This is a genomic window from Halomonas flagellata (assembly GCF_022487945.1).
Classification (GTDB): Bacteria; Pseudomonadota; Gammaproteobacteria; order Pseudomonadales; family Halomonadaceae; genus Halomonas; species Halomonas flagellata.
Genome location: NZ_JAKVPY010000005.1, coordinates 1 through 25,482 on the forward strand (window position 1 = coordinate 1; position 25,482 = coordinate 25,482).

At 64.1% G+C, this 25,482-nt stretch carries 18 protein-coding genes and 1 pseudogene; 11 read left to right on the forward strand and 8 right to left on the reverse strand.

Annotation, left to right across the window (positions count from 1 at the left end):
• Positions 1-230 (forward strand): annotated as a pseudogene (locus tag MKP05_RS05070) (TRAP transporter permease); the annotation flags it as partial.
• Positions 231-734: 504 nt separating this feature from the next.
• The gene (locus MKP05_RS05075; RefSeq protein WP_240567320.1) at positions 735-1,823 is read left to right on the forward strand and encodes a TAXI family TRAP transporter solute-binding subunit; all 1,089 of its coding nucleotides are present in this window, start codon (positions 735-737) and stop codon (positions 1,821-1,823) included.
• Between the two features lie 300 nt (positions 1,824-2,123).
• On the opposite strand, the gene lpdA is transcribed toward MKP05_RS05075, so the two are convergent.
• Genes lpdA through MKP05_RS21865 form a run of 4 tightly spaced genes read right to left on the reverse strand, consistent with a single transcriptional unit; the run spans position 2,124 to position 10,798 of the window.
• Positions 2,124-4,235, reverse strand: a complete 2,112-nt coding sequence (lpdA, locus tag MKP05_RS05080; RefSeq protein WP_369127976.1) for a dihydrolipoyl dehydrogenase — start codon at positions 4,233-4,235, stop codon at positions 2,124-2,126.
• Positions 4,236-4,247: 12 nt separating this feature from the next.
• The gene (gene aceF / locus MKP05_RS05090; RefSeq protein ID WP_240567321.1) at positions 4,248-5,810 is read right to left on the reverse strand and encodes a dihydrolipoyllysine-residue acetyltransferase; all 1,563 of its coding nucleotides are present in this window, start codon (positions 5,808-5,810) and stop codon (positions 4,248-4,250) included.
• Between the two features lie 17 nt (positions 5,811-5,827).
• Positions 5,828-8,491, reverse strand: coding sequence for a pyruvate dehydrogenase (acetyl-transferring), homodimeric type (gene aceE, locus MKP05_RS05095; protein WP_240567322.1), 2,664 nt, complete (start codon positions 8,489-8,491; stop codon positions 5,828-5,830).
• Positions 8,492-8,527: 36 nt separating this feature from the next.
• Positions 8,528-10,798 carry an NADP-dependent malic enzyme gene (locus MKP05_RS21865; protein ID WP_240567323.1) on the reverse strand — a complete coding sequence of 757 codons (2,271 nt, stop codon included), beginning with the start codon at positions 10,796-10,798 and terminating at the stop codon, positions 8,528-8,530.
• Between the two features lie 928 nt (positions 10,799-11,726).
• Here MKP05_RS21865 and MKP05_RS05105 point away from each other — a divergent pair.
• The 3 genes from MKP05_RS05105 to MKP05_RS05115 all read left to right on the forward strand — a co-directional run bounded on the left by MKP05_RS05105 (position 11,727) and on the right by MKP05_RS05115 (position 13,874).
• Positions 11,727-11,984: a hypothetical protein gene (locus MKP05_RS05105; protein WP_240567324.1), complete on the forward strand. Its 258-nt coding sequence runs from the start codon at positions 11,727-11,729 to the stop codon at positions 11,982-11,984.
• A gap of 1,206 nt (positions 11,985-13,190) precedes the next feature.
• On the forward strand, positions 13,191-13,400 hold the full coding sequence (locus MKP05_RS05110) for a hypothetical protein (protein ID WP_240567325.1): 210 nt from the start codon (positions 13,191-13,193) through the stop codon (positions 13,398-13,400).
• Positions 13,401-13,655: 255 nt separating this feature from the next.
• Entirely contained in the window at positions 13,656-13,874 is a 219-nt protein-coding gene (locus MKP05_RS05115) for a winged helix-turn-helix transcriptional regulator (RefSeq protein ID WP_240567326.1), read from the forward strand.
• Here MKP05_RS05115 and MKP05_RS05120 read toward each other — a convergent pair.
• The 3 genes from MKP05_RS05120 to MKP05_RS05130 form a co-directional block, all read right to left on the reverse strand.
• A complete protein-coding gene (locus MKP05_RS05120) occupies positions 13,799-13,987 on the reverse strand; it encodes a hypothetical protein (RefSeq protein WP_240567466.1) in 189 nt (62 codons plus the stop codon). The genes MKP05_RS05115 and MKP05_RS05120 overlap by 76 nt on opposite strands.
• 335 nt (positions 13,988-14,322) lie before the next feature.
• Entirely contained in the window at positions 14,323-15,120 is a 798-nt protein-coding gene (locus MKP05_RS05125; protein ID WP_240567327.1) for a DUF899 domain-containing protein, read from the reverse strand.
• 531 nt (positions 15,121-15,651) lie between these two features.
• Positions 15,652-16,083, reverse strand: a complete 432-nt coding sequence (locus tag MKP05_RS05130; RefSeq protein WP_240567328.1) for a hypothetical protein — start codon at positions 16,081-16,083, stop codon at positions 15,652-15,654.
• A 180-nt stretch (positions 16,084-16,263) separates the two neighbouring features.
• On the opposite strand from MKP05_RS05130, the gene MKP05_RS05135 reads away from it, so the two are divergent.
• Positions 16,264-17,934: a winged helix-turn-helix domain-containing tetratricopeptide repeat protein gene (locus MKP05_RS05135; RefSeq protein WP_240567329.1), complete on the forward strand. Its 1,671-nt coding sequence runs from the start codon at positions 16,264-16,266 to the stop codon at positions 17,932-17,934.
• Positions 17,935-18,033: 99 nt separating this feature from the next.
• On the opposite strand, the gene MKP05_RS05140 is transcribed toward MKP05_RS05135, so the two are convergent.
• A complete protein-coding gene (locus MKP05_RS05140; protein WP_240567330.1) occupies positions 18,034-18,441 on the reverse strand; it encodes a cupin domain-containing protein in 408 nt (135 codons plus the stop codon).
• Positions 18,442-18,588: 147 nt separating this feature from the next.
• On the opposite strand from MKP05_RS05140, the gene MKP05_RS05145 reads away from it, so the two are divergent.
• The 5 genes from MKP05_RS05145 (at position 18,589) to MKP05_RS05165 (ending at position 25,305) form a co-directional block, all read left to right on the forward strand.
• Positions 18,589-20,589 carry a BTAD domain-containing putative transcriptional regulator gene (locus MKP05_RS05145; RefSeq protein WP_240567331.1) on the forward strand — a complete coding sequence of 667 codons (2,001 nt, stop codon included), beginning with the start codon at positions 18,589-18,591 and terminating at the stop codon, positions 20,587-20,589.
• 367 nt (positions 20,590-20,956) lie between these two features.
• Positions 20,957-22,177, forward strand: a complete 1,221-nt coding sequence (locus tag MKP05_RS05150; RefSeq protein WP_240567332.1) for a helix-turn-helix domain-containing protein — start codon at positions 20,957-20,959, stop codon at positions 22,175-22,177.
• A gap of 37 nt (positions 22,178-22,214) precedes the next feature.
• Entirely contained in the window at positions 22,215-22,847 is a 633-nt protein-coding gene (locus MKP05_RS05155; RefSeq protein ID WP_240567333.1) for a Vgb family protein, read from the forward strand.
• Positions 22,848-22,958: 111 nt separating this feature from the next.
• On the forward strand, positions 22,959-23,924 hold the full coding sequence (locus MKP05_RS05160; protein WP_110283512.1) for a zinc-binding metallopeptidase family protein: 966 nt from the start codon (positions 22,959-22,961) through the stop codon (positions 23,922-23,924).
• Between the two features lie 91 nt (positions 23,925-24,015).
• Positions 24,016-25,305 (forward strand): cation:proton antiporter, encoded by a 1,290-nt coding sequence (locus MKP05_RS05165; protein WP_240567334.1) that lies wholly within the window; start codon positions 24,016-24,018, stop codon positions 25,303-25,305.
• Positions 25,306-25,482: the final 177 nt, after the last annotated feature.

The window sequence follows — 25,482 nt, forward strand, 5'->3', positions numbered from 1 at the left end:
GCGTCGGGGTGACCGCCACCCTGGGGATCGTGCTGCTGGCCGCCACCGTCCAGGCCTGGTTCTTCGGGCCGGTCAAGGTGTGGATGCGCCTGGTGATGCTCCTCGGCGCCATGTTCATGATCTATGGTGGCATCTACACCGACGTCGCGGGACTGGCCATCGGTGGCGGGCTGTTCATGCTCCAGCGCGGCAGCCACGGCGGCGGTGCCAAACCGGCCACCTCCAGCTGACCTCATGCCGTCCCGGCATCAGCAGAAGGGCCCCGCCATCGTTGGCGGGGCCCTTTTTCCTTCATGTCATTCCCGGCGGCGTGTCAGCCGCTGATATTGTCGAGGACCTTCAGGGTCGGTTTGGCCTGGTTGAGGGTATAGTTGGGGGTATAGAAGTGCAGGCCCGGGGCGCCGCGCGGATGATCTCGGGAAAGTCCTGGTGCGCTGGGAGAAAAGGGCCGATACCTAATTGGCAATACTCGATGTGGTGGCGCGGTTCCGATGCTGCGGCACCCGGCTAGGAGCCTGTCGGATTTGACCGATCGTCGCGAGAGAGTCGGATTTCGAGACAAGTTCATCGATCTGATGAGGCGAATAGCCCGCTATTTAACGAATCAGATCGAATGAAGTTGGCCGAAAGACCGGCTCTCGCAGTAGATCAGCGTTAAGTCCGACAGGCTCCTGGATAATCAGCTAGGTTTGTGGAAGGAAGTGATCCACACCACCTCGGTCGAGAGACATGCCATGACTGACGAACGCTTTTTCTGCCTTCCTACCCTTGTCGCGGCCGGTGGCCTGCTGATCTGGGGCTCCATGGCCATGGCCCAGGAGCGTGCGGACTGGCCGGAACGGATCAGAGTGGCTACTGCCTCCATCGGCGGCACCTACCATATCTACGGCCACGGCCTGTCCGCGCGCATCACCGATGAACTCGACTTGCTCGCCGATACACGTGCCACCGGCGGGCCCTACCACAACATGATCCTGGTCCACACGGGTGAAGCGGAGCTGGGCTTTGTCACCCTGGGGCCGGCAAGGGAGCTTTGGGAAGGCGAGGCCGAGTTCGCCGATGGTGAGAAGATGCGCAACGTGCGTGCCCTCTTTCCCATGTACCGGACCCCCTTCCACGTAGTCACCCAGGCCGATTCAGGCATCGAAAACATCGATGACCTGAGTGGGGCCCGTGTCGGGGTGGGGCCCATGGGCGGCACCTGCGCCACCTATTGGGAGCGGTTCTTCGATGAGCTGGGGGTTGAGGATGTCCGCCTGCAGTATGCCGGCGCCAGCCTGCTGGCGGATTACGTGCTCGGCGGCCTCAGCGATGCCTTCGCCTTCTGTGCCGGCCTGCCTATCAAGGCCTTCGAGCATGTGGAGAGTCGCCAGGAGGTACGGATGTTCGGCCTGACCGAGGAACAGCAGGCGACCCTGGTGGACGCCTTTCCGGTGACTCCCTACGAGATCCCTGCCGACACCTATGCGTCGATGGATGCCCCCCAGGCCTCGGTGGCCTTCTGGAATTTCGCCATCGGCCACAAGGACCTCGATGAGGGCTTCGTCCATGAACTCATGGCGCTGGTGCTCGAGGACAACGACGCCATGCAGGAGATCCACCCCGCAGCGGCCGAGACCCGGCCGGAGCACATGGAGAAGAACGATGTGATCTGGTTCCACCCGGGAGCGGTGCGCTATTACCGGGAGCAGGGGCTCGAGGTGTCCGAGGCGATGATTCCGCCCGAGATGCGCCAGGAAGAGAACGAAGAGGCGGCCGAAACGGAAGGAGAAGGAGAAGGCGGAGAAGGAGAAGGCCGGGCCGAGGAGGGCGCCGAGCAATAATAGCCGCGGTCGCCTTCTGTGCGTGGCCATTCGATGATTGCACGCGTCCGCCAGCCGGGTCGCCAGCGGGACAACCGGGCGGTGCTGCATCGTACCGGGCAAGAGCCCGTCGCGGCACCGCCTCGGTCATCCACCAGATTGCCATCAGGGTGGCGATCGGCGCGACCTAGCGCGCGTCCGACGACAGTCCCTCGGCGAAACCCATCGCGGTCCAGACCACCAGCGCCATGAGCAACCCGAAGGCGCGCAGGCCCCACGTCATCCTGGCGCATCGACCGCCGCAGCCCGATGGAAGTCACCCTATCGCTTCTTCTGCGGCGGCAGATCGGTACACACGCCTTCGAACAGTTCGGCGGCCATGCCGACCGATTCGCCCAGGGTCGGATGCGGGTGGATGGTCTTGCCGATGTCCACCGGGTCGCAGCCCATCTCGACGGCCAGACACAGTTCGCTGATCAGATCCCCCGCCTGGGTGCCGACGATGGCGCCGCCGATGATGCGATGGGTCTCCTCGTCGAACAGCAGCTTGGTGAAGCCCTCGTCGCGGCCGTTGGCGATCGCCCGACCGCTGGCCGCCCAGGGGAAAATCGCCTTGCCGTACTTGATGCCCTCGGCCTTGCATTCGGTCTCGGTCTTGCCGGCCCAGGCGATTTCCGGGTCGGTGTAGGCCACCGAGGGAATCTGGCGGGCATCGAAGAAGCTCTTCTGTCCGGCGGCGGCCTCGGCGGCAACATGGGCCTCGTGAACCGCCTTGTGGGCCAGCATCGGCTGGCCGATGATGTCGCCGATGGCGAAGATATGCCCGACGTTGGTGCGCATCTGCTTGTCGGTGGCGATGAAACCGCGTTCGTCGACCGCCACGCCGGCGTTTTCGGCACCGATCTTGTTGCCGTTGGGGCTGCGCCCGACCGATTGCAGGATCATGTCGTACATCTGTGGCTCAGCGGGGGCGTTGTCGCCCTCGAAGCTGACCTTGAGGCCGCTCTTCTGGGCTTTGACGGCGGTGGTCCTGGTCTTGAGCATCACCTTGTCGAAGCGTGGCTGGTTGACCTTTTCCCAGACCTTGACCAGGTCGCGGTCGGCACCGGTCATCAGCCCGTCGAGCATCTCGACCACGTCGATGCGGGTGCCCAGGGTGGAGTAGACCGTGGCCATCTCCAGGCCGATGATGCCGCCGCCGATGACCAGCATGCGCTTCGGGATGGACGTGAGTTCCAGCGCGCCGGTGGAATCGACCACCCGGGGATCGTCGGGAATGAAGGGCAGTTTCACCGACTGCGAACCGGCGGCGATGATGCACTTGTCGAACTTCACCACCTGCTTGTCGCCGGTCTGCTCCTGGCCGTCGCCGCTGGTCAGGGCGACTTCCAGGTGATGCGGGTCGAGGAATTTGCCGAACCCGCGGACAACGTCGACCTTGCGTGCCTTGGCCATACCGGCCAACCCCCCGGTGAGCTTGCCGACGACCTTTTCCTTCCAGCCGCGCAGCTTGTCGAGATCGATTTTCGGCTTGCCGAAGGCAATGCCGTGATCGGCCATGGCAGTGGCCGCGTCGGTGACCGCCGCGACATGCAGCAGCGCCTTGGAGGGGATGCAGCCGACGTTCAGGCACACCCCGCCGAGGTTGGCATAGCGTTCCACCAGCACGGTCTTCATCCCCAGGTCGGCGGCCCGGAAGGCGGCCGAATAGCCGCCCGGGCCGGCGCCCAGCACCAGCATCTCGCACTCGAGGTCGGCCCCGCCGGTATGGGTGGCCGCCTTCGGGGCGGGCGCGGTGGCCGCCTTCTCTCCCGCTCCCTGCGCGGAAGAAGGCTGGGATGCGGGGGATTTCCCCTCCGCTTCCAGTATCAGAATCGCCGAGCCTTGCGAGACCTTGTCGCCGACTGACACCAGCACCTCGGTGACCTTGCCGGCCTTGGGTGCGGGCACGTCCATCGAGGCCTTGTCGGATTCCACGGTGATCAGCGGGTCCTCGGCACCGATCGTATCGCCCGCGCGAACCAGCACTTCGATGATAGGAACATCGCCGAAATCGCCGATGTCCGGCACCCGAACCTCTTCCAGGCTGCCGCCGCCATAACCACCGCCTGCATCGCCGGGCGCCGCTGAGCCAACCCCTTTTTCATGGACCGCCGGATGCGGTTCGTGGTCCGCCACCCGGGATCCGGTCTCGGCCGGTTCCAGCATCAGAATGGTCGAACCCTCGGAGACCTTGTCACCCTCCTTGACCTTGAGCTCTCCGACCGTGCCCGATATCGGGGACGGCACGTCCATGGAGGCCTTGTCGGTCTCCAGGGTGATCAGCGGGGTTTCGATGTCGATCGCATCGCCCGGTTTGACCAGCACCTCGATGATCTCGACGTCCTTGAAATCCCCGATGTCGGGCACCTTGACTTCGATTGCATTGGCCATGTCGTCGATTCCTTACATGATGATGCGCCGCATGTCGGCGAGCAGGTTGGCGAAATGGACGTTGAAACGGGCCGCGGCGGCGCCATCGATCACCCGGTGATCCCAGGACAGCGACAGCGGCAGCATGAACCGCCACGCCGACTGCTTGCCGTCCGGCGAGACCTGCTTCCAGTAGGAGCGACACACGCCCATGATGGCCACTTCAGGGGCATTGATGATGGGCGTGAAATACAGCCCGCCGATCCCGCCCAGCGAGGAGATGGTGAAACAGCCGCCCTGCATCTGATCGGGCTTGAGCTTGCCGTCGCGGGCCAGCTTGGCCAGCGCACCCATTTCCTGGGCGATCTCGATCACGCCTTTCTGGTCCGCATCGCGGATCACCGGCACCACCAGGCCGTTGGGCGTGTCGGCGGCGAATCCGATGTGGTAATACTGCTTGAGGATCAGATTGTCGCCTTCCAGCGAGGCATTGAACTCGGGGAACTGCTTCAAGGAGGCGACCGCGGCCTTGATCATGAACGCCAGCATGCTGATCCGGATACCCGACTTCTCGTTATCCTTGTTGAACTGCACCCGGAAGGCTTCCAGGTCGGTGATGTCGGCCTCGTCGTGGTTGGTGACGTGGGGAATCCTCACCCAGTTGCGATGCAGATTGGCACCGGAGATCTTCTTGATGCGCGACAGCGGCTTGGTCTCCACCGGACCGAACTTGCCGAAGTCGACCTTGGGCCAGGGCAGCAGATCCATGCCTTCTCCACCGGACGGGGCCGCAGCCGCCGGTTGCGCCGCCGGGGCGCCGCCCTTGGCGAAGCTCTGGATGTCCTCCTTGGTGACCCGGCCCTTGAGGCCGGTCGGCGGCACCAGGTTCAGGTCCACCTCCAGTTCGCGGGCCACGCGGCGAGCCGAGGGACTGGCGTGAACCCGGCTGAAATCCGCAATCTGGCCGGTCGAAGGTGCGGTGGAGGGGGCAGCCGCCGGTTGCGGTTTCTTCTCTTCTTCCCCGGTGAGAGCCGCGGTCTTTTCTCCTTCTCCCGCCTCGCTCTCCAGCAGCAGCACCAGGCTGCCCTCGGAAACCTTGTCGCCGACCTTGACCTTGACCTCCTTGACGGTGCCGGCCTTGGGCGCGGGCACGTCCATCGAGGCCTTGTCGGACTCCACGGTGATCAGCGGGTCCTCGGCCTGGACGCCGTCACCGGCCTGGACATGGACCTCGATGATCGGCACATCGCTGAAGTCGCCGATGTCGGGGACCTTGATCTCCTCGACCCCGCCACCGGACGGTGTCGGTGCTTCCTCTCCCCCGGCGGGAGAGGAGGCAGGGGGGGAGGGGGATTCACCCTCCGCCTCCAGCATCAGAATCGTCGACCCCTCGGAGACCGTGTCGCCGACCTTGACCTTGACCTCCTTGACCGTGCCCGCGGCGGGCGCGGGCACGTCCATCGATGCCTTGTCGGACTCCACGGTGATCAGCGGATCCTCGATCTGGACGCTGTCGCCGGCCTGGACGTGGATTTCGATGATCGGGACATCGGTGAAATCGCCGATGTCCGGTACCTTGATTTCTTGGATGGCCACTTTTCTTCTCCTCCGGCTCAGGCGTACAGGGGGTTGGGCTTTTCGGGGTCGATGCCGTATTTGGCGATGGCGTCCCGGACCTTGCCGCTCTTGAGCTTGCCCTCGTCGACCAGGGCTTGCAGCGCGGCCACGGTGACGTAATGACGATCCACCTCGAAGTGGCGGCGCAGGGCCTGGCGGCTGTCGGAGCGGCCGAAGCCGTCGGTACCCAGTACCTCGTAACGCCGCGGCACGAAGGGGCGAATCTGTTCGGCGAACATCCGGATGTAGTCGGTGGAGGCGATGACCGGCCCTTCGGTGCCTTCCAGGCACGCTTCGACATGGCTCTTGCGCGCTCTCTTCCCGGGATGCAGCCGGTTCCAGCGCTTGACGGCGTGGCCGTCACGGGCCAGTTCATTGAAGCTCGGGCAACTCCAGACGTCGGCCGCCACGCCCCAGTCGTCGCGCAGCAGGTCCACCGCGGCAATCACCTCGTTGAGGATGCTGCCACAGCCCAGCAGCTGTACCCGCGGCCCCTTGCCCTTTGCCTTGCTGAATGAGTACATGCCCTTGATGATGCCGTCCTCGGCGCCTTCGGGCAGCGCCGGATGATGGTAGTTCTCATTCAGCGTGGTGATGTAGTAGAAGACGTTCTCCTGGTCCTCGTACATGCGCTTGAGGCCATCGCGCACGATCACCGCCACCTCGTAGTGGAAGGTGGGGTCATAGGCGATGCAGTTGGGGATGAACTGGGCGAACAGCTGGCTGTGCCCGTCCTGGTGCTGCAAGCCCTCGCCGTTCAGGGTGGTGCGCCCCGAGGTGCCGCCGATCAGGAAACCTCGCGCCAGCATGTCGCCGGCTGCCCAGGCCAGATCGCCGATGCGCTGGAAGCCGAACATGGAGTAGTAGACGTAGAACGGGATCATGGTGACCCCGTGGTTGCTGTACGACGTGGCCACGGCGATCCACGACGACATGGCCCCGTCCTCGTTGATGCCTTCCTGCAGGATCTGGCCTTTCTGGTCCTCCCGGTAGGGCATGATCTCCTCGGCGTCCATGGGCACGTATTTCTGCCCTTCGGGGGCGTAGATACCGATCTGCCGGAACATGCCCTCCATGCCGAAGGTGCGTGACTCGTCGGCGACGATCGGGGTCAGCCGCGGCCCCAGGGTCTTGTCCCGGGCCAGGGATACCATGATGCGCACCATGGCCATGGTGGTGGACATGGTGCGCTCACCGGTGTCCGCCAGCACCTGCTTGAACATGTCCAGGGGAGGCGCCTTGAGCACATCGCCGTTGCGCCGGCGCTGGGGCAGGTAGCCGCCCAGCGCCTTGCGCTGCTCGTGCAGGAATTGCATCTCGGCGCTGTCTTCGGGGGGCTTGAAGAACTCCGCCCTGGTGACCTGTTCGTCACTGAAGGGCAGGTCGAAGCGCTTGTGAAAGTGCCTGAGGTGATCCTCGCCCAGTTTCTTCTTCTGGTGGGTGATGTTCTGGCCCTCGCCGCCTTCGCCCATGCCGTAGCCCTTGACGGTCTTCATCAGCAACACCGAGGGCTTGTCCTTGGTGTTGACCGCCGCGTGATAGGCCGCATAGACCTTCTGCGGGTCGTGGCCACCACGGACCAGCTTGTAGTAGATGTCGTCGTCCGACATGTGGGCGACCATTTCCTTGAGCTCCGGATACTTGCCGAAGAAATGCTCGCGGATATAGCCGCCGCCCTTGACCTTGAAGTTCTGATACTCGCCGTCGACGCATTCCTCCATGCGCTTGCGCAACAGCCCCTTGGTGTCCTTGGCCAGCAGTTCGTCCCAGCCCGAACCCCACAGGCACTTGATGACGTTCCACCCCGCGCCCCGGAAGTTGCCTTCCAGTTCCTGGACGATCTTGCTGTTGCCCCGCACCGGGCCGTCCAGACGCTGCAGATTGCAGTTGATCACGAAGATCAGATTGTCCAGCTTCTCCCGGTTGGCCAGGGCGATGGCACCCTGGGACTGGGGCTCGTCCATCTCGCCGTCGCCCAGAAACGCCCAGACCTTTCGACCTTCGGTGTCGGCCAGCCCCCGATGCTGGAGGTACTTCATGAAGCGTGCCTGATAGATGGCCATGATCGGCGCCAGACCCATGGACACGGTGGAGACCTGCCAGAAGTCGGGCATCAGATAGGGGTGGGGATAGGAGGAGAGCCCCTTGCCGTCCACTTCCAGGCGGAAGTTCTCCAGCTGCTCCTCGGTGAGCCGTCCCTCCAGAAACGCCCGTGCGTAGATACCCGGAGCGCAATGGCCCTGTACGTAGATGATGTCTCCGCCATGATTATCGCTGGGGGCATGCCAGAAGTGATTGAACCCCACCTCGTACATCACCGCCGAGGACTGGTAGCTGGCGATATGCCCCCCGGGCTCGGCAGGTTTCTTGTTGGCGCGCACCACCATGGCCATGGCGTTCCAGCGCAGATAGGCGGTCAGCCGCTGTAGCAAGGCCGCGTCGCCGGGCAGCTTGGCCTCCTTGTGGGGTGGGATGGTGTTCACATACGGCGTGCGGGTGGTGTCCGGCGGCTCGGCGCCGGCCCCGTAGGCTTCTTCCACCGCCTTGTGCAGCAGGTAGGTGGCTCGCTCGGGGCCCACCCGCTCCACTACCACGTCGACGGCTTCCTGCCACTCCCGGGTTTCCTGTGGATCGAAGTCGTTGTAGTTGTCGAATGCCATGGATCGTCTCCCTTGGTTGGGTCGGAATTATTGTAGTTATTGATCGGTCTGTGCCTCGACCACGGCGAAGGCGCTCATGTTGGCGATACCCCGCGCGGTGACCGTGCGGTTGAGCACATGAACCGGCTTGGCGGCCCCCAGCAGGATGGGCCCCACGGACACACCGTTGCCCAGTACCTTCAGAGCGGAAAAGGTGATGTTCGCCGCGTCCAGGTTGGGCATGATCAACAGATTGGCCTCGCCGTCGAGAAGCGAATCGGGCAGGATGCGCCCGCGCACGCCGGTGGACAGCGCCGAGTCGGCTTGCATTTCCCCGTCCACCACCAGATCCGGTGCGCGTTCCCGGATCAGCGCCAGTGCCTGGCGCATCTTCCCTGCACTGTCGAAGTCGGAACTGCCGAAATTCGAGTGGGAGACCAGGGCGGCGCGGGGCGTGATGCCGAAGCGGCGAATCTGCTCCGCGGCCAGCAGGGTGATCTCGGCGATCTGACCGGCATCGGGATCGTAATTGACGAAGGGATCGGCAATGAACAGTGTGGTCCGTTCGAGGATCAGCAGTTGCAGGGCGGCAGCCGTGCTGACGCCCTCGCGCAGGCCGATGACGTCCAGCACCAAGCCCAGGTGCTCGCGGTAGGTGCCCACCGGGCCGGCGATCATGGCGTCCACATCGCCCCGGCGCAGCAGCAACGAGGCCAGGATGGTGGCCCGGCTCCGTACTCGCTTCTCGGCGGCCTCCGGCTGTACACCGCGCCGTCCCATCAGCTTGTGGTACTCGCTGGCCAGTTCGGCGTAGCCGGGATAGTCCTGGGCGTCGATCAGCTCGAAATCGACGCCGGGCTTCACCGGCAGGCCCAATTCCTCGATGCGTGCCTCGACTACCGCACGGCGGCCGATCAGTACGGGTTTGGCATATCGCTGACTGATGCAGACCTCCATGGCGCGAAGGATGCGCTCATCCTCGCCTTCGGCGTACAGCAAGCGTAGCGGATTCTGTCGAGCCCGCTCGAACACCGGCTCCATCACATTGCCGGAGCGGTATACCAGTCGTGACAGCGAGCGGGTATACGCATTCAGGTCCGCGATGGGGCGAGCGGCCACACCGCTGTCCATGGCGGCCTTGGCCACCGCCGGCGGGATGGTGTCGATCAGGCGCGGGTCGAAGGGTTTGGGCAGAATGTACTCCGGGCCGAAGGTCAGCGCCTGTCCGCCATAGGCCACCGCCACCGTTTCCGGCACCGTGGTGGTCGCCATGTCGGCGATGGCCTTGACGGTGGCCAGTTTCATCTCCTCGTTGATGGTGGTGGCGCCGCAGTCCAGGGCGCCCCGGAAGATGAACGGGAAGCACAGGACGTTGTTGACCTGGTTGGGGTAGTCCGAGCGTCCGGTGGCGATCACCGCATCCGGGCGTACCGCCTTGGCGTCCTCCGGCATGATTTCCGGGATGGGGTTGGCCATGGCCAGGATCAATGGGCGATCGGCCATGGTCGCCACCATCTCCGGTTTGAGGGCGCCCCCGGCCGAGAGACCGAAGAACACGTCGGCCCCGTTGACGGCATCGGTCAGGGTGCGGGCCTCGGTCCGAGCCGCGTAGCGCGCCTTGTAGGGATCCATGTCCTCGGTACGGTCGGTGTGGATCACGCCGCTGCGGTCGCAAACCAGGATGTTGTCCTTGCGTACCCCCAGGGCCACCGCCAGATCCAGACAGGCCAAGGCCGCCGCGCCCGCGCCGTTGCAGACCAGGCGGATGTCGCCGAGCTTCTTGCCCACCACCCGCAGGCCGTTGAGCAGGGCGGCCGCCGAGACGATGGCGGTACCGTGCTGGTCGTCGTGGAAGACCGGGATCTTCATCCGCTCGCGCAGGCGCCGCTCGATCTCGAAGCATTCCGGTGCCTTGATGTCTTCCAGGTTGATGCCGCCGAAGGTGGCTTCCAGGCCGGCGACGATCTCGATCAGCTTGTCCGGGTCGCGCTCCTCGATCTCGATGTCGAACACGTCCACGTCGGCGAACTTCTTGAACAGCACGGCCTTGCCTTCCATCACTGGCTTGGAAGCCAGGGCGCCGATGCTACCCAGCCCCAGCACCGCCGTGCCGTTGCTGACCACGGCAACCAGATTGCCACGGGCGGTGTACTCGGCCGCCTGCAGGGGGTCACGTTCGATCTCCTCGCAGGCCGCGGCCACCCCGGGCGAATAGGCCAGCGACAGATCCCGCTGGCTGGCCATGGGCTTGATCGCCTGGATCGCCAGCTTGCCGGGGCGGGGGAATCGATGGTACTGCAAGGCGCTGTCGCGCAAATCGTCTGCCATGTGCTTTACCTCATTCGCTTTTTCTCGCGGCGACATATGGTCACCGGTTGCGGGACCTGCCGTGAGCCAGGCCGGGGTGGCATCAACCCCCATTGCTCCGCAATGGTCATGCCTTCATATTGAAATATCTGGCATTTCATATGGTTGCGATAGAGTCATTCGACCTTGGTCGAAGCATGATGGGCGAGGGTGGGCTGGAATCCCGCACGGGACAGGTGTTGCGGTGTGCGGGTTTCCACACAGAGTCTCGTACTATAGTCGTATCTGAATAAGCTGCAATGCATGTGATTGATATGGAGACGATCACACGGTGAAAGATGCAAGCGCTGGACCTCTCTGTCTCCGCATTGTTTGATGACCTGGCGGATCGTTTAGGCCCGCTCATTCCACGTTCGGAAACGCGCGATCGTGCACTACGCTACTTTCGGGGACTGCTCAGCCAGTGCGAACGAAAGAATGGCTGGCACCTCGCCGAGTGGCTCGGGGATAATCTGCCTAGCCAATGATCCTCGATCTTCGCCCTTCGTCCGATAGGTTGCGTTGCCTACTGCAGTCATCGAGCTGGAAACCGAGCGGATCGCCGGAGCCTGGAGCCCCGGTGTCTCCCGGTCACTTTCGTTTCACACTGCCACCTCATCCAGCTGCGCCAGTACGCCTCCCTTGTTCTGCATGAAGCGGCGCAGGCGGTCGTTGTAGCCTGGAGCGACGGCCTCGCGGACCGAGGGGTGAACGGCCAGCGCCTCGCGCCACTTCCGGAGAATGAGGGACAGACCCTCATTTCCCGCGCAGGTGGACGTGCGAGCTGCCCGTCGTCAGATTTTGACGACGGGCAGCTGTCGGCAATGGCTGACACGGAATGATGTGATGGCGCCTCCCCAGCCCGCACCGATGCCGCTACTCTGCCGAGGTCGACCATAGGGGGTGTGCCATGAGCGTGAAGCGCTGCGAATTTTCATTTCGCTCAACTGAGGTCGAGCTGTTACTCGCGCGAGACCCTGTCACGAGGGAGTGGCTTGCAACCATGAGCTGGCATCTGGACGAGTCGCCAGAGCCGAAGACTCACCCCATGCCGCCACTGGCCGCCACGTTCGACGAGCACGTGGCTTGGGGCTGCGCCCTGGACTGGGCGAGCCAGCAGATCGACGACGCTTGGTTGTCCATCATAGGTGCTCACGTCAACGTGTGACGAACAAGAAAAGCCCCGGCTCGTGGCCGGGGCAACTCATCCGAAAGACATAAACTACCATCCCTAGGGCCCAGCGATGACGCCGACTACCGGCATGCAGTGGCGGGGCGTCACTCTCTCCATCCACCCGCGCGGCCCAGATTCCCTCGAACCACGGCGGTTCGCCATCAACCGCCAACCGCTCGTACCAGCCATCCGCCGCCATCAGGCAACGATGTCGACATCGGCACCGATGCTCGCGACCGCCTGGCCCGCCAACTCACCATCCCCCCCTGGCACGCCCTGCCCGAGCCCCCGTGCAACCAGCACCGCACCCGCGAGCTGATCTACTACGAAACCTCGCGGGTACGCCAGCGCATCAATGGAGAGAAACACTTCAAGCCCCGAGTGTGTCCCCCACCACTGCATCCAGACAGTGGGCAACGGTCGTGCAGGAGGACGCTTTAGCGCGCGACCGGCTGATGGCCGATCATGGCAACGGTGTCCAGAAGGCCGTTTGGTCAGGCGAAGGGCAGCACACCCAGCGGTAGCTCTCTGCCAGCCTTTACGCACCAAGCCCCTACGACTTTTTCCTCAGCATTCGATTACGCAACATGGAGGTATCTTTGGTAAACTTATGTTACTTGATGTTTCGTTGCGGGATGCATATGTCTCCAAATAGAAACAGTACATGTCGCAATGGTCGAGGAGGCGGCGTCATGTGGTACTGCCTGGCGGTAGCGTGCCCTGAGATCGGAAATCCTGAATTCAAGCAATAAGTGCGGCACCTTCGGTATCCAGGGCTCCTGAGTATTCGCCCAGCAGCGACGTCCCGGGGACCAGGATGCGCCGGGCGTGGCGACCGAGGGCCATGGCCGGATCGCACAGGGGCTGCGCGAGAGCATCAGGACCAGGGCGATGAGCCCCGGCAGTCGGGGGCGGGACGGCCGGAACAGGTGAGCGCGTCATGGGACGACCCTCGAGAAGCAACAGGCTGCGATGGTGGGTCGATTCCTCGGCGACCGCGCCCGGACCAAGCCGGGAAATGTCCGCGAAATCGCCAGCTGTTCTTGCCGCAGTACGCGCCACCGGTCGATGAGGCGCTCCGGAGCAAGGCGCTGTGGGGCCGCGTGAAGTCCGCCGAGCAGACTAGATCAAAGCCGCGCGCAAGCGCGCTGTCGTGAACTGGAGAATCCTGGCGCTGATGCGCCTGTGGAGGTGATCGCCATGTACTGGATCAAGATCCCCGCCGACTGGTGGTGCAACGAGTTCGGCGACGAGATCCACCGCTACGAGATCCTGGACGACGAGGGCCGAGGCCAGGTCGAGTACCACATCCACCGCGCAGGCGAGCGTTTGCCTTGGAGCGGCAAAACCCACTCGCTGGCCGAGGCCCAGCGTCAGCTGGAGCACAGCCACAGGGCGTTGATGGCATGAGCCAGGACACGAACTATGTATGCAGCGATGCGCATACATAAGGAAATGAGGGACAGACCCTCATTTCCGGCTGAATGGGAGATAGAGTGAACCTCAAAGGGTTGACAGTTAGGAAAAGTATCGTAACGTCGAACGACCAACCGGGGCATTGGATGGTAGGCGACTTGTAGTAGTTGTAGGGCGCCACTGGACAACCAGAACCGCGCCTGCAAACAGATTTACTATGCGTCGGAAAAGCTGCGACGCGGTAATGTGATGGCCGCGACCTGCTCTGCCCGTGAATTGCTGCAGCACGTCACGAGCCGCTGGGGCATCCTGGCGTTGATCGCGCTGGAATCTGGAACGCAGCGTTTCAGTGAACTGAGGCGCAAGATCAATGGAGTGAGCGAGCTTTCGTTTCACACTGCCACCTCATCCAGCTGCGCCAGCACGCCTCCCTTGTTCTGCATGAAGCGGCGCAGGCGGTCGTTGTAGCCTGGAGCGTCGGCCTCGCGGACCGAGGGGTGAACGGCCAGCGCCTCGCGCCACTTCTGGGCCTTCGGCAGAGCGGCGAAATAGGGGCCGCTGCCAAGCCCGGAGAGACACAAGGCTTTGTCCGAAAAGTCGGCGAGCGATGGCCAGGGCTAGGCCCGTTCCCTACGGGCCCACGCATTTCCCACATCCGTGTGGGTCACAAGGAAAAATCAGCGACAAATCATCAGGATAGACGATTTGTCGAAGCCGCGCTGCAGCATCGACGTGGCGAAGGTGTTGTCGATGACGCCGCTCCGGCCGTAGTCGCGCACCAGACGATCGCCACCTCCACGCTGGCAGCGAAGTCCAGCGCCGATGCACCGCAGCAGGCTCGCTGGCAAGCCCGCTCGGCAACCCAGCCTCGCAAGATCTCCCTCCACCGGTTGCACCACCAACACCGCGCCCTGGCTCAGCGGTTGTCGTACTCGTCGTGGCGACGCCACCAGACGCCCGTCTCGTTGCGTCCGCGTGGTGCGCGGTCGAGCCACTGGTACATGCCCCAGAGGCCGTCCAGTCCGCGCGCATAGGTGGAGTAGGTGTGGTAGACGACGCCATCCTCCAGCGCGAACGCGCTCATGCCCGGCCTCTCGCGCGTGTAGGTGGCCGTGTCGGTTCCGCTCATGGCAGCGAAGGTAGTGGCCCCGTCCGGTGTCGAGCGCGAGGGTATCTCGGCGGCAGACGGGTCTTCGCCGCGCAACGGCAATGCCGCCTCGCGCCGGTAGTTGTATTCGATACCTCCCTCGCGCTGTTGCGCTTCGGTGAACCAGACGTTGAAGTCGGCGTTGAAGTCGCTGCCGAGCGAGGACGCCCAGGGGAAGGTCCAGCCCATGCGCCGCTGGTACGCCTGCAGCTTCGCGAGCGGCGCCCGCGACACCGCGCAGAGCGTGACGTCGTGGTTGGCCAGGTGGACGACGCAGCCGTCGAAGCCGTCGGCGATCGCCGAGCAGGCGGGGCAGCCCGCCGTGTAGTCGGGCCCGAACATGAAGTGGTAGACGAGGAGCTGCGAGCGCCCGCGGAAGAGGTCCGCCAGCGAGACACTCCCCTCGTCGGTCTCGAAGCGGTACGCCTTGTCGATCCGCACCCAGGGCAGCTCCTGTCGCCACCGCGCCAGCTCGTCGCTGCGCCGCGTCAGTGCCTTCTCGGCCTCGAGCAGCTCGAGCCGGGCCGCCAGCCACTCCTCCCGTGTCCCGGTCAGGTGTGTCGTCATCGTTCTGTCCTCCCTTGGCCCCCAGTGTCAGGATGAGTGTCGTGCATTCCGTTCTCGCTACGACGTGTCGGTTAGGGGTTCGTGAGATAGGTTAGTAACGAGCATCGAACGCTGGGAGTAACAAGTGTGACGGGATTCCGATGGAGACGTTGATCACGGCCGCCGCGCGTGCGCCGGCGGCGGGGATTCCCTCGGCGCCCTGAACCGGGTCGCCTTGACGTCACGGCGCTCCAGATTCGCCTGCGCAAGCCGCAGGATGTTTGATTAGGCTGGGAGTGTAAGAACACGTATGCGTACTAGGCGTCTTGCCGCCGACTGGCGGCGCGGGGGGCTGCTGCCGGGGACGACGGCACCGCATGTCGCGATCCCCGAGGGCGGTAGCGTGGTTGAGTCCTGAAGCCGCCCATCGGTCATAAAGTTATTACGATCTACAATCGCCAAGCCGTTGATGGCGTGACCGCGGCGGCCAGGCGCCGAATAGCAGGCTGTCTTGCGACAGCCTGCTGAAGTGCAGCCGGCGTGGGCGACCGATCAGAGGATATTGCCATCCTCGAATTCCACGGCTTCCATGGCGAAGCGGCCGTCCGGATGGAATTTCTTGACGACGTCGTCAACGACGAGAACGCTGAAGCACCGCAGCCGGCCCTCGTCCGACTCGCTCCACGAGATGCAGATGCGATCGCTGTTCGTGATGCCGTAATAGCCGGTATCGGACCAGTCTCCGCCGACCATCCTGCCGGACGCGGCGTTCTCGGCACCATAGTGGACCTGGACTTCCTTCTTGTCTGGAAGAAGATACGTCACCGTCTTTCCGGCCACGCGCTCGGCAATTTCGTCTGCGGTGAGTTGCTGGGCGCCGTTGTTAAGCGCCTCCTCCATGTCGGTTCCCGCTGCCGCGCTGAGCGAAGTGCTTGCCAGCACGACGAAAGCCGGTATTCCGATCAGAGATATCTTGATGTTCATGAGCGCATCTCCCTTAGGTTCGTTGCAAACAGTCTGAAGCCAAGGGACGGAATAACCGTCCGGATCCACGCTGTCCATGGCTAGAGTTAAGGATATTCCGGAGGAGAGCATTCCGCTTGAAGAGCGTATGAATTTTGCTGTTTTTTTCATGAAGTTGCATGGCGAACCCCGGTGTCAGGCATGATCTATCGATTCGAAAGGTTTGTGTTCGATCCGGATGCGGCCAGACTGCTCGATTCCGGCCAACCTGTCCCGCTTGAGCCCCAGGTCTTGAGCCTGCTGACGTATCTTGTCGAGAACCGGGACCGCATCGTCTCCAAGGACGAGCTGATCGACGAGATCTGGCAGGGGCGCGTCGTCTCCGACGCCGCACTCAACACGCGCATCCGCGCGGTTCGCAGGGCGCTGGGCGACGATCGCGCGCAGCAGCGGTTCCTGCGGACCTATCCCAAGCGGGGCTTTCAGTTCGTGGCCGAGACCGACTGTCTCGAAGCGGACGACGAAGCCGACGCCCCGGTCATGGCGCCCCAGGCGTCGGCCCTTCGCCGTGCCTGGGTCTGGGTGGGGCCGGCTATCCTGGTCCTCATGCTGGGGGGGCTGGGTGCCGTGTGGTGGCTGGATGACAGCGAGATTACCGAGACCTCGCTGCCGCTGCCGGCCAAACCCTCTATTGTCGTCCTGCCGTTCGATAATCTCTCCGGTGATCCCGACCAGGAATATTTCGCCGACGGCTTCACGGAAGACCTGATTACGGACCTGTCACGCATCCGAGATGCTTTTGTCATCGCGCGTCGTACCTCATTCACCTTCAAGGGAAAGGCGGTGGACGTGAAGAACGTGGCCGCCGACCTGGGGGTTCGTTACGTCCTCGAAGGGAGCGTCCGTCGAGCCGGCGACCAGGTCCGCATCAATGCCCAGCTCATCGATGGCCAGACCCGTAGTCACGTCTGGTCGGACCGTTACGACCGCGCCTTGACGGATGTGTTTTCGGTGCAGGACAACGTGACGGGGCAGATCGCCGCGGCGCTGAAGGCCGAGCTTCGAGAGGCGGATAGCCAGCGACAACGGCCGACGGCAAGCCTCGAAGCCTGGGACTACGCGCTGCGAGGCAATGTGCTGCTGTTCAACCCCGAGAGCGCCGAGGATTTTCAGGATGCCAAGGCGCTATTGGACAAGGCCGTGGAGCTCGACCCCGGTATCGCCTCGGCATGGAGTGGGCTGGCGTTCGTCCATTTCGTGGCGAGCACGCGCCCCATCCCCGGCATTTCGGCGCCGAACTCGAAAGACTTGTCCCTGGAAGCGGCACAGCGGGCCGTATCGCTCGACCCGAAGGACGCCGAAGGGCATTGGATGGCTGGTGTGGGGTATGCCCGGAACGGGCAGCCGGAACGCGGCCTGGTTTCGTGTAACACCGCCATGGCGCTAAATCCCAACAACGACTGTGCTTATGTGTGTGCCGGCTTGACGAACATGGCGTTGGGAAATCCGGCCGAAGCCCTGCCGCATTTTCGACACTCGCTGCGCCTGAATCCAAGGTTCCGGCCGTCCACGAAATTTACCTACATGGGGCTCGCGTATTTGCACAACGGACAGGATACGGAAGCCATCACCGCACTGAACCGTGCCATCGCCGGTTCGCCCAACGATCCAACGGCGAACTTTGCCTTGGCATCCGCCCTGGCCTTGACCGGCCGCGTGGAAGAGGCGCGTGCCGCGCTTGAAAAATCCATGGCCCTGGCTTACAGCGGCCGAACCATGATCGAGACGCAGCGCGCCAGCCACTCCTGGATGGGCCCGGGATTCGAACGCGTCCTCGAAGGCCTCCGTCTCGCCGGCATGCCTGAGCAGTAATCCGGTGATTTTGTATTTCCTATCTATCCTTGATGCTCATGATGAAGCCCTCCAACGGACATGTGCATCGTTATTCGCCTCGTGTGCGAAGTTGCCATGTCATTCGGTCTTGACGATAAAAGGCGCTCCTTCGGGACCAACCTGGAAGACGACGAAGCGCAGCCATTCCGATTCGCTCTCATTGCGCATCACCATCACCTTCTCTGGAAGCTCCTCGATCACGTCGCCCGGCCCGCCGTTGCGGACTTCTCCGTCGACTTCCATGGCCCCCGAGCCCTCCAGGATGTAAACGACTACATGGCCCGTATGGTAGTGCACCGGCGAGGTGAAACCCGGTGGATAGTCGACGTGACTCACGATGACTTCGTTTCCATCCGCTATCGCGAGAGGGGACTTCAGAATTTCCGTGAGCTTGGGTGTCTCGTCGGCAAAGGCAGTGCCGAGAGCCGATACAGCTGTCAACGCCCCAGCGGCAAGAAGAGGGACGATTCTGGATGTGGTAATCATGTCGAAACCCTCCTGATGGGTAACATGCAGAACTCTCGCGGTTGCTGCATGGTGAAGTCTAGGTAGCGGGCGTGATGAGAACGGGGTTGAGTGGCGTGACAGGATCGTGAAAATTGTCGGGGAGTGCTGACCCAAGGCGGTGATCACATGACCGAGTTGTATGTCAGGCTGTTCGGCGGCTTCGGGGTGTACAGGAGTGCCGGGCCCAGCATTGTGTTCCCGACGAGGAAAGCACGAGCGTTGCTCGCGTTTCTCGCGCGGCACCCGGGACAACCGCAAGGGCGCGAAGGGCTGGCCACCATGTTCTGGCCCGACAGCGCCGAGTCCGAGGCGCGCCGCAACCTGCGTCAGGCGCTCAAGTTGGCGCGTCGGGCGCTCGCGGACCAGGGCGATGCGATCATTGTCAGCCAAGGCGATGCACTCGTGCTGGAGTCCAGTGCCGTTGAGGTCGACGTCGACCTGTTCGAGCGGCTGCATGAGGCCGGCACGCCAGAAGCGCGCGAACGGGCCGCGGCGCTGTACCGCGGCGACTTCCTCGAGGGGGTGAATCTCGCCGACGGCCCCTTTGCCGACTGGTCCATGATCGAGCGGATGCGGTTGCACGAGCGCGCGCTCGACATCTTCTCGGGGCTGCTCGCCGATCGGCTGGAGGTGGGCAGAACCGAGTCCGCCATCGATATGGCGCTTCGTCTTCTCGAACTCGACCCGCTTCAGGAGCACGTTCACCGGCGCTTGATACGGCTCTATCTCGAACGGGGCCGCCGTGGCTCGGCGCTCGAGCAGTACCACGTCTGCCGCGCCGCGTTAGAGCGCGAGCTGGGGAGCCGACCGGAACCCGAGACGGAGCAGCTGTATCAGGAGATCCGCCGCTGCCGGGGCGAACTGCCTGCGTCCGCCCCTGGACGTTCTGCCCAACCGGCAGCGTCGCCATCCCCGCCGGCTGAGGCGCCCCTGCTGGCGCGACCGGCGGTCGCAGTGCTGCCGTTCGCCCATCTCGGCGGCGATCCGTCACAAACCTACTTTGCGGATGGGCTGAGCGAGGACATCATCACGGCGCTTGCCGGCTGGCGCTGCTTCCCGCTGATCGCCAGCAGCTCGACCTTCTGCTATCGCGAACGGGGCAATGGCCTACACGGCATCGCTGCCGAACTCGGCACTCGTTACCTGGTCGATGGCTCGGTGCGCCGCTCGGGCACGAAGCTGCGGATCAGCGCTCATCTGGTCGAAGTGGAAACCGCGCGCTACCTGTGGGCGGAGCGCTTCGATCTGGATCTGCACGATATCCTGGCGGTGCAGGCGGAGGCGGCAGAGAAGATCGTGGCGGCTGTTGCGCCTGAACTCCAGCAGGCCGAGCTTCGTCGAATCCTTACCAAGCGGACGGAGGACTGGAACGCCTGGGACTATTTCCTCAGGGGCTGGTCTCTCCTGAACCATTTTACCGCCGAAGACAACGCGCGGGCGCGATCCGACTTCGAGCAAGCGCTACGGCTCGATCCCACCTATAGCGACGCATTCATGGGACTCGCCAGTGGACACCTTCGCGACCTCTTCCATATCGAAACGGCGGCTTCACGAGAGGAGGCGCTTGCGCGGGGGGTGGCGGCGGCACGCGAGGCGGTGAGTCTCGATCCCAACTCCTCCTCGGCACACCATGTCCTCGGCACGGCGTACACCTGGGTAGAGGACTATGATGCGGCGATTGCCGAGACCGAGCTTGCGATCGAGCTGAATCCGAGCAACGCCTTTGCCCGCATGGCCCTTGGCAACCGCCTGGATTTGATTGGCCAGACGGCGGAAGGGATCGCGCAGATGCTGCATGCGCTTCGGCTCAATCCCCGCGATCCCCGTCGGTTCAACTTCATGAGATTTCTGGCCCGCGCCCACATCGCTGTCGGTGAATACGAAACCGCCTTGCGCTGGGCGCGCAAGGCGGTTCAACTCCGCCCGGATCAGCCAGACCTGCATTTCCGACTCGCCATCTGCCTCGCGCACCTCGACCGTACCGAAGAGGCGCGCACCGCACTCCATCGGTCCGAGCGCCTGCGGCCCGGTTTCCTCGAGAGCCGCCAGAACTGGCAGCCTTATACCGACGCCGCTCGCAACGAGCATTTCTTTGCTGGCCTGCGACGCCACGGGCTGTTCGGCTAAGCCTGTCCCGCAGCAGACCGCTTGCCGGGCCGAATGGCGCTGTCCCTGTCGTCGATCCACGGCGTCTCGCGAGGGTCTCCTCGATCGACTTTCTCTTCTCCTATGGTCTCGCTCCCGTCGGGCTGGAGCCGACGCTCGCGGTGTGTGCACTCGGGGGCGTGCTCGCGCCCGGGGCCAGGTGCCCTCTAGTCCAAATCGTCTGTCCTGACGATTTGTCGTCGGTTTTTGCCTTGTGACCCACACGGATGTGGGAAATGCGTGGGCCCGTAGGGAACGGGCCTAGCCCTGGCTATCGCTCGTCGACTTTTCGTACGAAGCCTAGTAACGGGCATCGAATGCTGGGAGCAGCAAGTGTGACGGGATTCCGATGGAGGCGTTGATCACGGCCGCGGCGCGTGCGCTGGCGGCGGGGGATCCCCTCGGCGCCCTGAACCGGGTCGCCTTGCGCGACGACGCGCCTGCGCTCGCGCTGCGCGGCATCGCGATGGCGCAGCTCGGCGATCTCGTGCGCGCGAAGGCGCTCCTGCGACGTGCGGCGCGGGCCTTCGGTCCGAAAGAGGCCGTGGCCCGGGCAAGGTGTGTCGTCGCCGAGGCCGAGATCGCGCTCGTCTCGCGCGACCTCGGCTGGCCGGCGAAGACGCTCGACGCGGCGCGAGCGACGCTCGAAGCGCATGGCGACCGGGTGAACGCCGCCTATGCACGGTATCTCGAGGTCCGGCGCCTGCTGCTGATCGGGCGCCTCGACGAGGCCGAGCGCAGGCTCGCCGACCTCGACCCCGCGCCCCTCCCGCCCGCGGCGAGGGCCGCCCACGAGCTGGTCGTCGCGGGGATCGCGATGCGACGCCTCCGCACGAAGCCGGCGCGTGCCGCGGTCGCTCGGGCCGGGCACGCCGCGCGCCGCGCCGTCATCCCGGCGCTGACGGCCGAGGTGGAAAGCGCCTCCCTCGCCCTGAACACGCCCGCGGCGCGGCTGATCGTGCGTGGCGAGGAGCGGCTCCTGCTGCTCGAGGAGGTGGAAGCGTTACTGGCCTCGAGGGCGCTCGTCGTCGACGCGTGTCGTCATGTCGTGCGTGACGCCGGCACGGTGGTCTCGCTCGCCAGGCGTCCGGTGTTGTTCGCGCTCGCCCGCGCGCTGGGCGAAGCCTGGCCCGGCGACGTACCGCGGGGCACGCTCGTCGCACGGGCATTCCGCGCCAGGCTCGCCGATGAGTCGTATCGCGCGCGCTTGCGTGTCGAAGTGGGGCGGCTTCGCTCCGAGCTTGGGACGCTGGCCGGGGTGCGCGCGACGAAACGAGGGTTCGCGCTGGCGCCGCACGGGGCAGGCGAGGTCGTCGTGCTGGCGCCGCCGGTCGACGATGAGCATGCGACGGTGCTCGCCTTGCTCGCCGACGGTGAGTCGTGGTCGAGCTCGGCCCTGGCGCTGGCGCTTGGCACCAGCCAGCGCACGGTGCAGCGGGCACTGGAGGCGCTGGCGGCGGCGGGCAAGGCGCAGGCGTTTGGTGGCGGGCGAGCGCGTCGCTGGATGACCCCGCCCGTGCCGGGATTCCCGACGACTTTGTTACTCCCCGCTCCCCTGCCGGGCGACTAGCATGGAAGCCTCAATCCCGAGTGATGAGGAGGGAAGCATGAAGCGTTCAGCGGCCGAGATCATCAGTGAATATGGGCCCTTTCCGGGTGTCGACGGCGTGCATGGGGTCACCTATGACGGTCAGCTCGTCTGGTTTGCCACCGGCGACAGGCTGACCGCCTTCGACCCGGCGAGCGAGCAGATGCTGCGCTCGATCGATGTCGCCGCGCAGGCCGGCACGGCCTTCGACGGCCAGCACCTGTTTCAGATCGCCGAGGATCGCATCCAGAAGATCGATCCGGACACCGGCGCTGTGCTCGCCACGATTCCGGCACCCCCCGGCGGCGGCAACTCGGGGCTCGCGTGGGCCGAAGGGTCGCTCTGGGTAGGGCAGTATCCGGACCGGAGGATCCAGCAGGTCGATCCGCAAACCGGGGCGGTGCTTCGCACCATCGAGTCCAACCGCTTCGTCACCGGGGTTACCTGGGTCGATGGCGAGCTCTGGCACGGCACCTGGGAAGATGACGCGAGCGATGTGAGGCGAGTCGATCCGCGCACGGGAGAGGTCCTGGAGAGTCTCGAGATGCCGCCCGGGATGGGCGTGTCGGGGCTCGAGTCCGATGGCGGCGACCGGTTCTTCTGCGGCGGCGGAGGCAGCGGGAAGCTGAGAGCCGTTCGCCGGCCCGGGTGAGCCTCCGCGGTCGGCGCGGCAAAGGGTTTGACACCCGTCCTGGAGAAGCGAAGTATGAATTCGTGACTTGTCGGCCCCTGTGCCCTGTCGTTGTTACGGAGTCCCTACTGTATGCGCGTCTTTACCAACCCGGTCGGTTCCGGTTCGCTGTGGTTCGATAACCTTGCCACCGCCGACGGCACCCCCGTGGCTTACGACCCGCAGGCGCGGGCCTTTTTGCCCATGCCGCCCTTCTGCGCCAACCGGGAGGTCATCGGCTGCAACTGGATCGCCCCGGAACAGGGCGCCTTCTGTCGATCCTGCGCCATGACGGCGCTGGCCCCGGATCCCGCCATCCCCGGCGCCATCCCCAACTGGGCGCAGACCGAGGCCGCCAAGCGCTGGGCGCTCGACAATCTCGGCCGCTGGCACTGGTTCCGGCCGGAGGATCCGGGCACGCGCCCCGTTTTCCACCTGCTCGCCGAGGGCCCGACGCCTGTGCTCATGGGGCATGTCGCGGGCGTGGTGACCATCAGCGTGGCCGAAGCGGACCCGGTCCTGCGCGCAACCCGCCGCCAGGCACTGGACGAGCCCTACCGCACCATGATCGGCCATATGCGCCACGAGATCGCGCATATGCTCTGGTGGCGGCTCAGCCTGCGCGCCGACTTCCTCGACGCCTTCCGCGCCATGTTCGGCGACGAACGCGCGGATTACCCCACCGCGCTCCAGCGCCACTACCATGACGGTCCGCCGCCCGACTGGAGGCTGCGCTTCCTGACCAGCTACGCCTCTGCACATCCGCACGAGGATTGGGCCGAGACCGCCGCGCATCTGCTGCACCTGACCGATATTACCGACAGCTTCGTCGCGGCGGGCCTGTCCTCGCCAGAGCTGCCGAGCCCGGGCTGGGACCCGTATTCGGAACCGGATGCCGAGCGCCTGATCCATGTCGCGGCCTCCCTCGCTATGGGGGTCAACCACGTCAACCGCTCCATGGGGTTGTCGGATCTCTACCCCTTCGTGCTGTCGGACGCCGCGCGCCGTAAGCTCGCCTTCGTGCATGACTGGCTGCGCCGGGGTGCGCAGGGGCGTTGAGGCGAGTTCACGAACGAGCGCGATTACGCTGGTTCGATCCTGTCGGGTCGCGTGTGACTGGGCGAATGAATACACACCTGCCGAGTCATCTATGACAACCGCTACCTGGTTTATCTTGATCGGTTCGCTGCTGCTGGTAGTGGGCTTTACCTTCTCCTATCTCAAAAGCGTGCCCGCCACCTCTGCCATCGTGTATCTTCTTATCGGATTCATTGTGGGGCCCATGGGCTTCGACTTGTTTCATTTCAATCCGCTGGAAGAGTCGGCTTTGTTGGAGCTCCTGACCGAAATCGCCGTGCTTATTTCATTGTATTGCGCCGGCGTAAAAATGCCGGCGCCGGTCACCCTGAAGCGATGGCGAACTCCCCTGCAACTGGCGGTGGTTTCGATGGCGCTTACCGTCGGACTAGTGACGCTGTTCGGCTACTACTGGCTTGCTTTGCCCCTTGGGGCCGCCGTGTTGCTGGGTGCCGTGGTCGCACCGACCGACCCGGTACTGGCGACCGAGGTGCAGGTTCGTCACGCCGATGATACTGACGAACTACGTTTTTCATTGACCTGCGAGGCCGGAATGAACGACGGCAGCGCCTTCCCGTTCGTGATGCTCGGCCTGGGATTGCTGGGTCTGCACGAGCTTGGCGACGCCGGTTGGCGGTGGCTGGCGGTGGATGTGTTCTGGGCAAGCGGTGCAGGTATCGGCATCGGTATCCTGGCGGGCGGTGGTGTCGGTTGGCTGGTAAACAAGATACGTACCAGCATTGTGGACACTGCCTTTCTGGAAAGCTTTCTCGGCCTGGGGCTGATCGCGTTCGCCTACGGAATCAGCCTGTTAGTGGATGCCTGGGGCTTCTTGGCCGTTTTTAGTGCAGCGGTGGCTCTGCGCCATACCGAATTGAAATTGGCCGGCCTCAAACAAGGTTACTCGGTACCTGTCGAGACACGCCTGGAGGGTGAGCCGCAAGCCATAGCGCACGTGCACGTGAGCGAAAGCTCCCTGGTATTCAACGAGCACCTCGAACGGCTGGCAGAAATCGTGCTGGTTTTACTGATCGGTGGCTCGCTCTTCTGGGATTCCTGGAGTTGGCGAGCCGTGGGTTTCGCGGCGTTTCTGTTTTTTGTCGTCCGCCCCGTCAGCGTGCATCTCGGCGTGCTGGGAAGCCGGGCGCCCATGCGTATGCGCCACCTGGTGGGCTGGTTTGGCGTTCGAGGTATTGGCTCGCTGTACTATCTGATGTACGCCATCCAACACGGGCTGCCAGAGGAAGTCGCGCTGGAATTGATACACCTGACCCTGGTGGTGGTTGCCTTGTCGATTCTGGTTCACGGGGTCAGCGTAAAGCCCACTATTTCTCGCTATTGGCGTTCGCGGAAGCCTCGGTAATAGTTATAACGTCACATTGTCGCGACCGCCTCCTGAAGCCAAGGCTTTGTCCGAAAACTGCCTGCGCTCGCCCATACGGCGTTAAAAATCAGCTTAAAATGCTCATTTACACCCACGTAAACTCCGCTTTGGACTCGCGACATCCCTGTCACTCGCTCTTCGAGCAGCGGAGCTGCC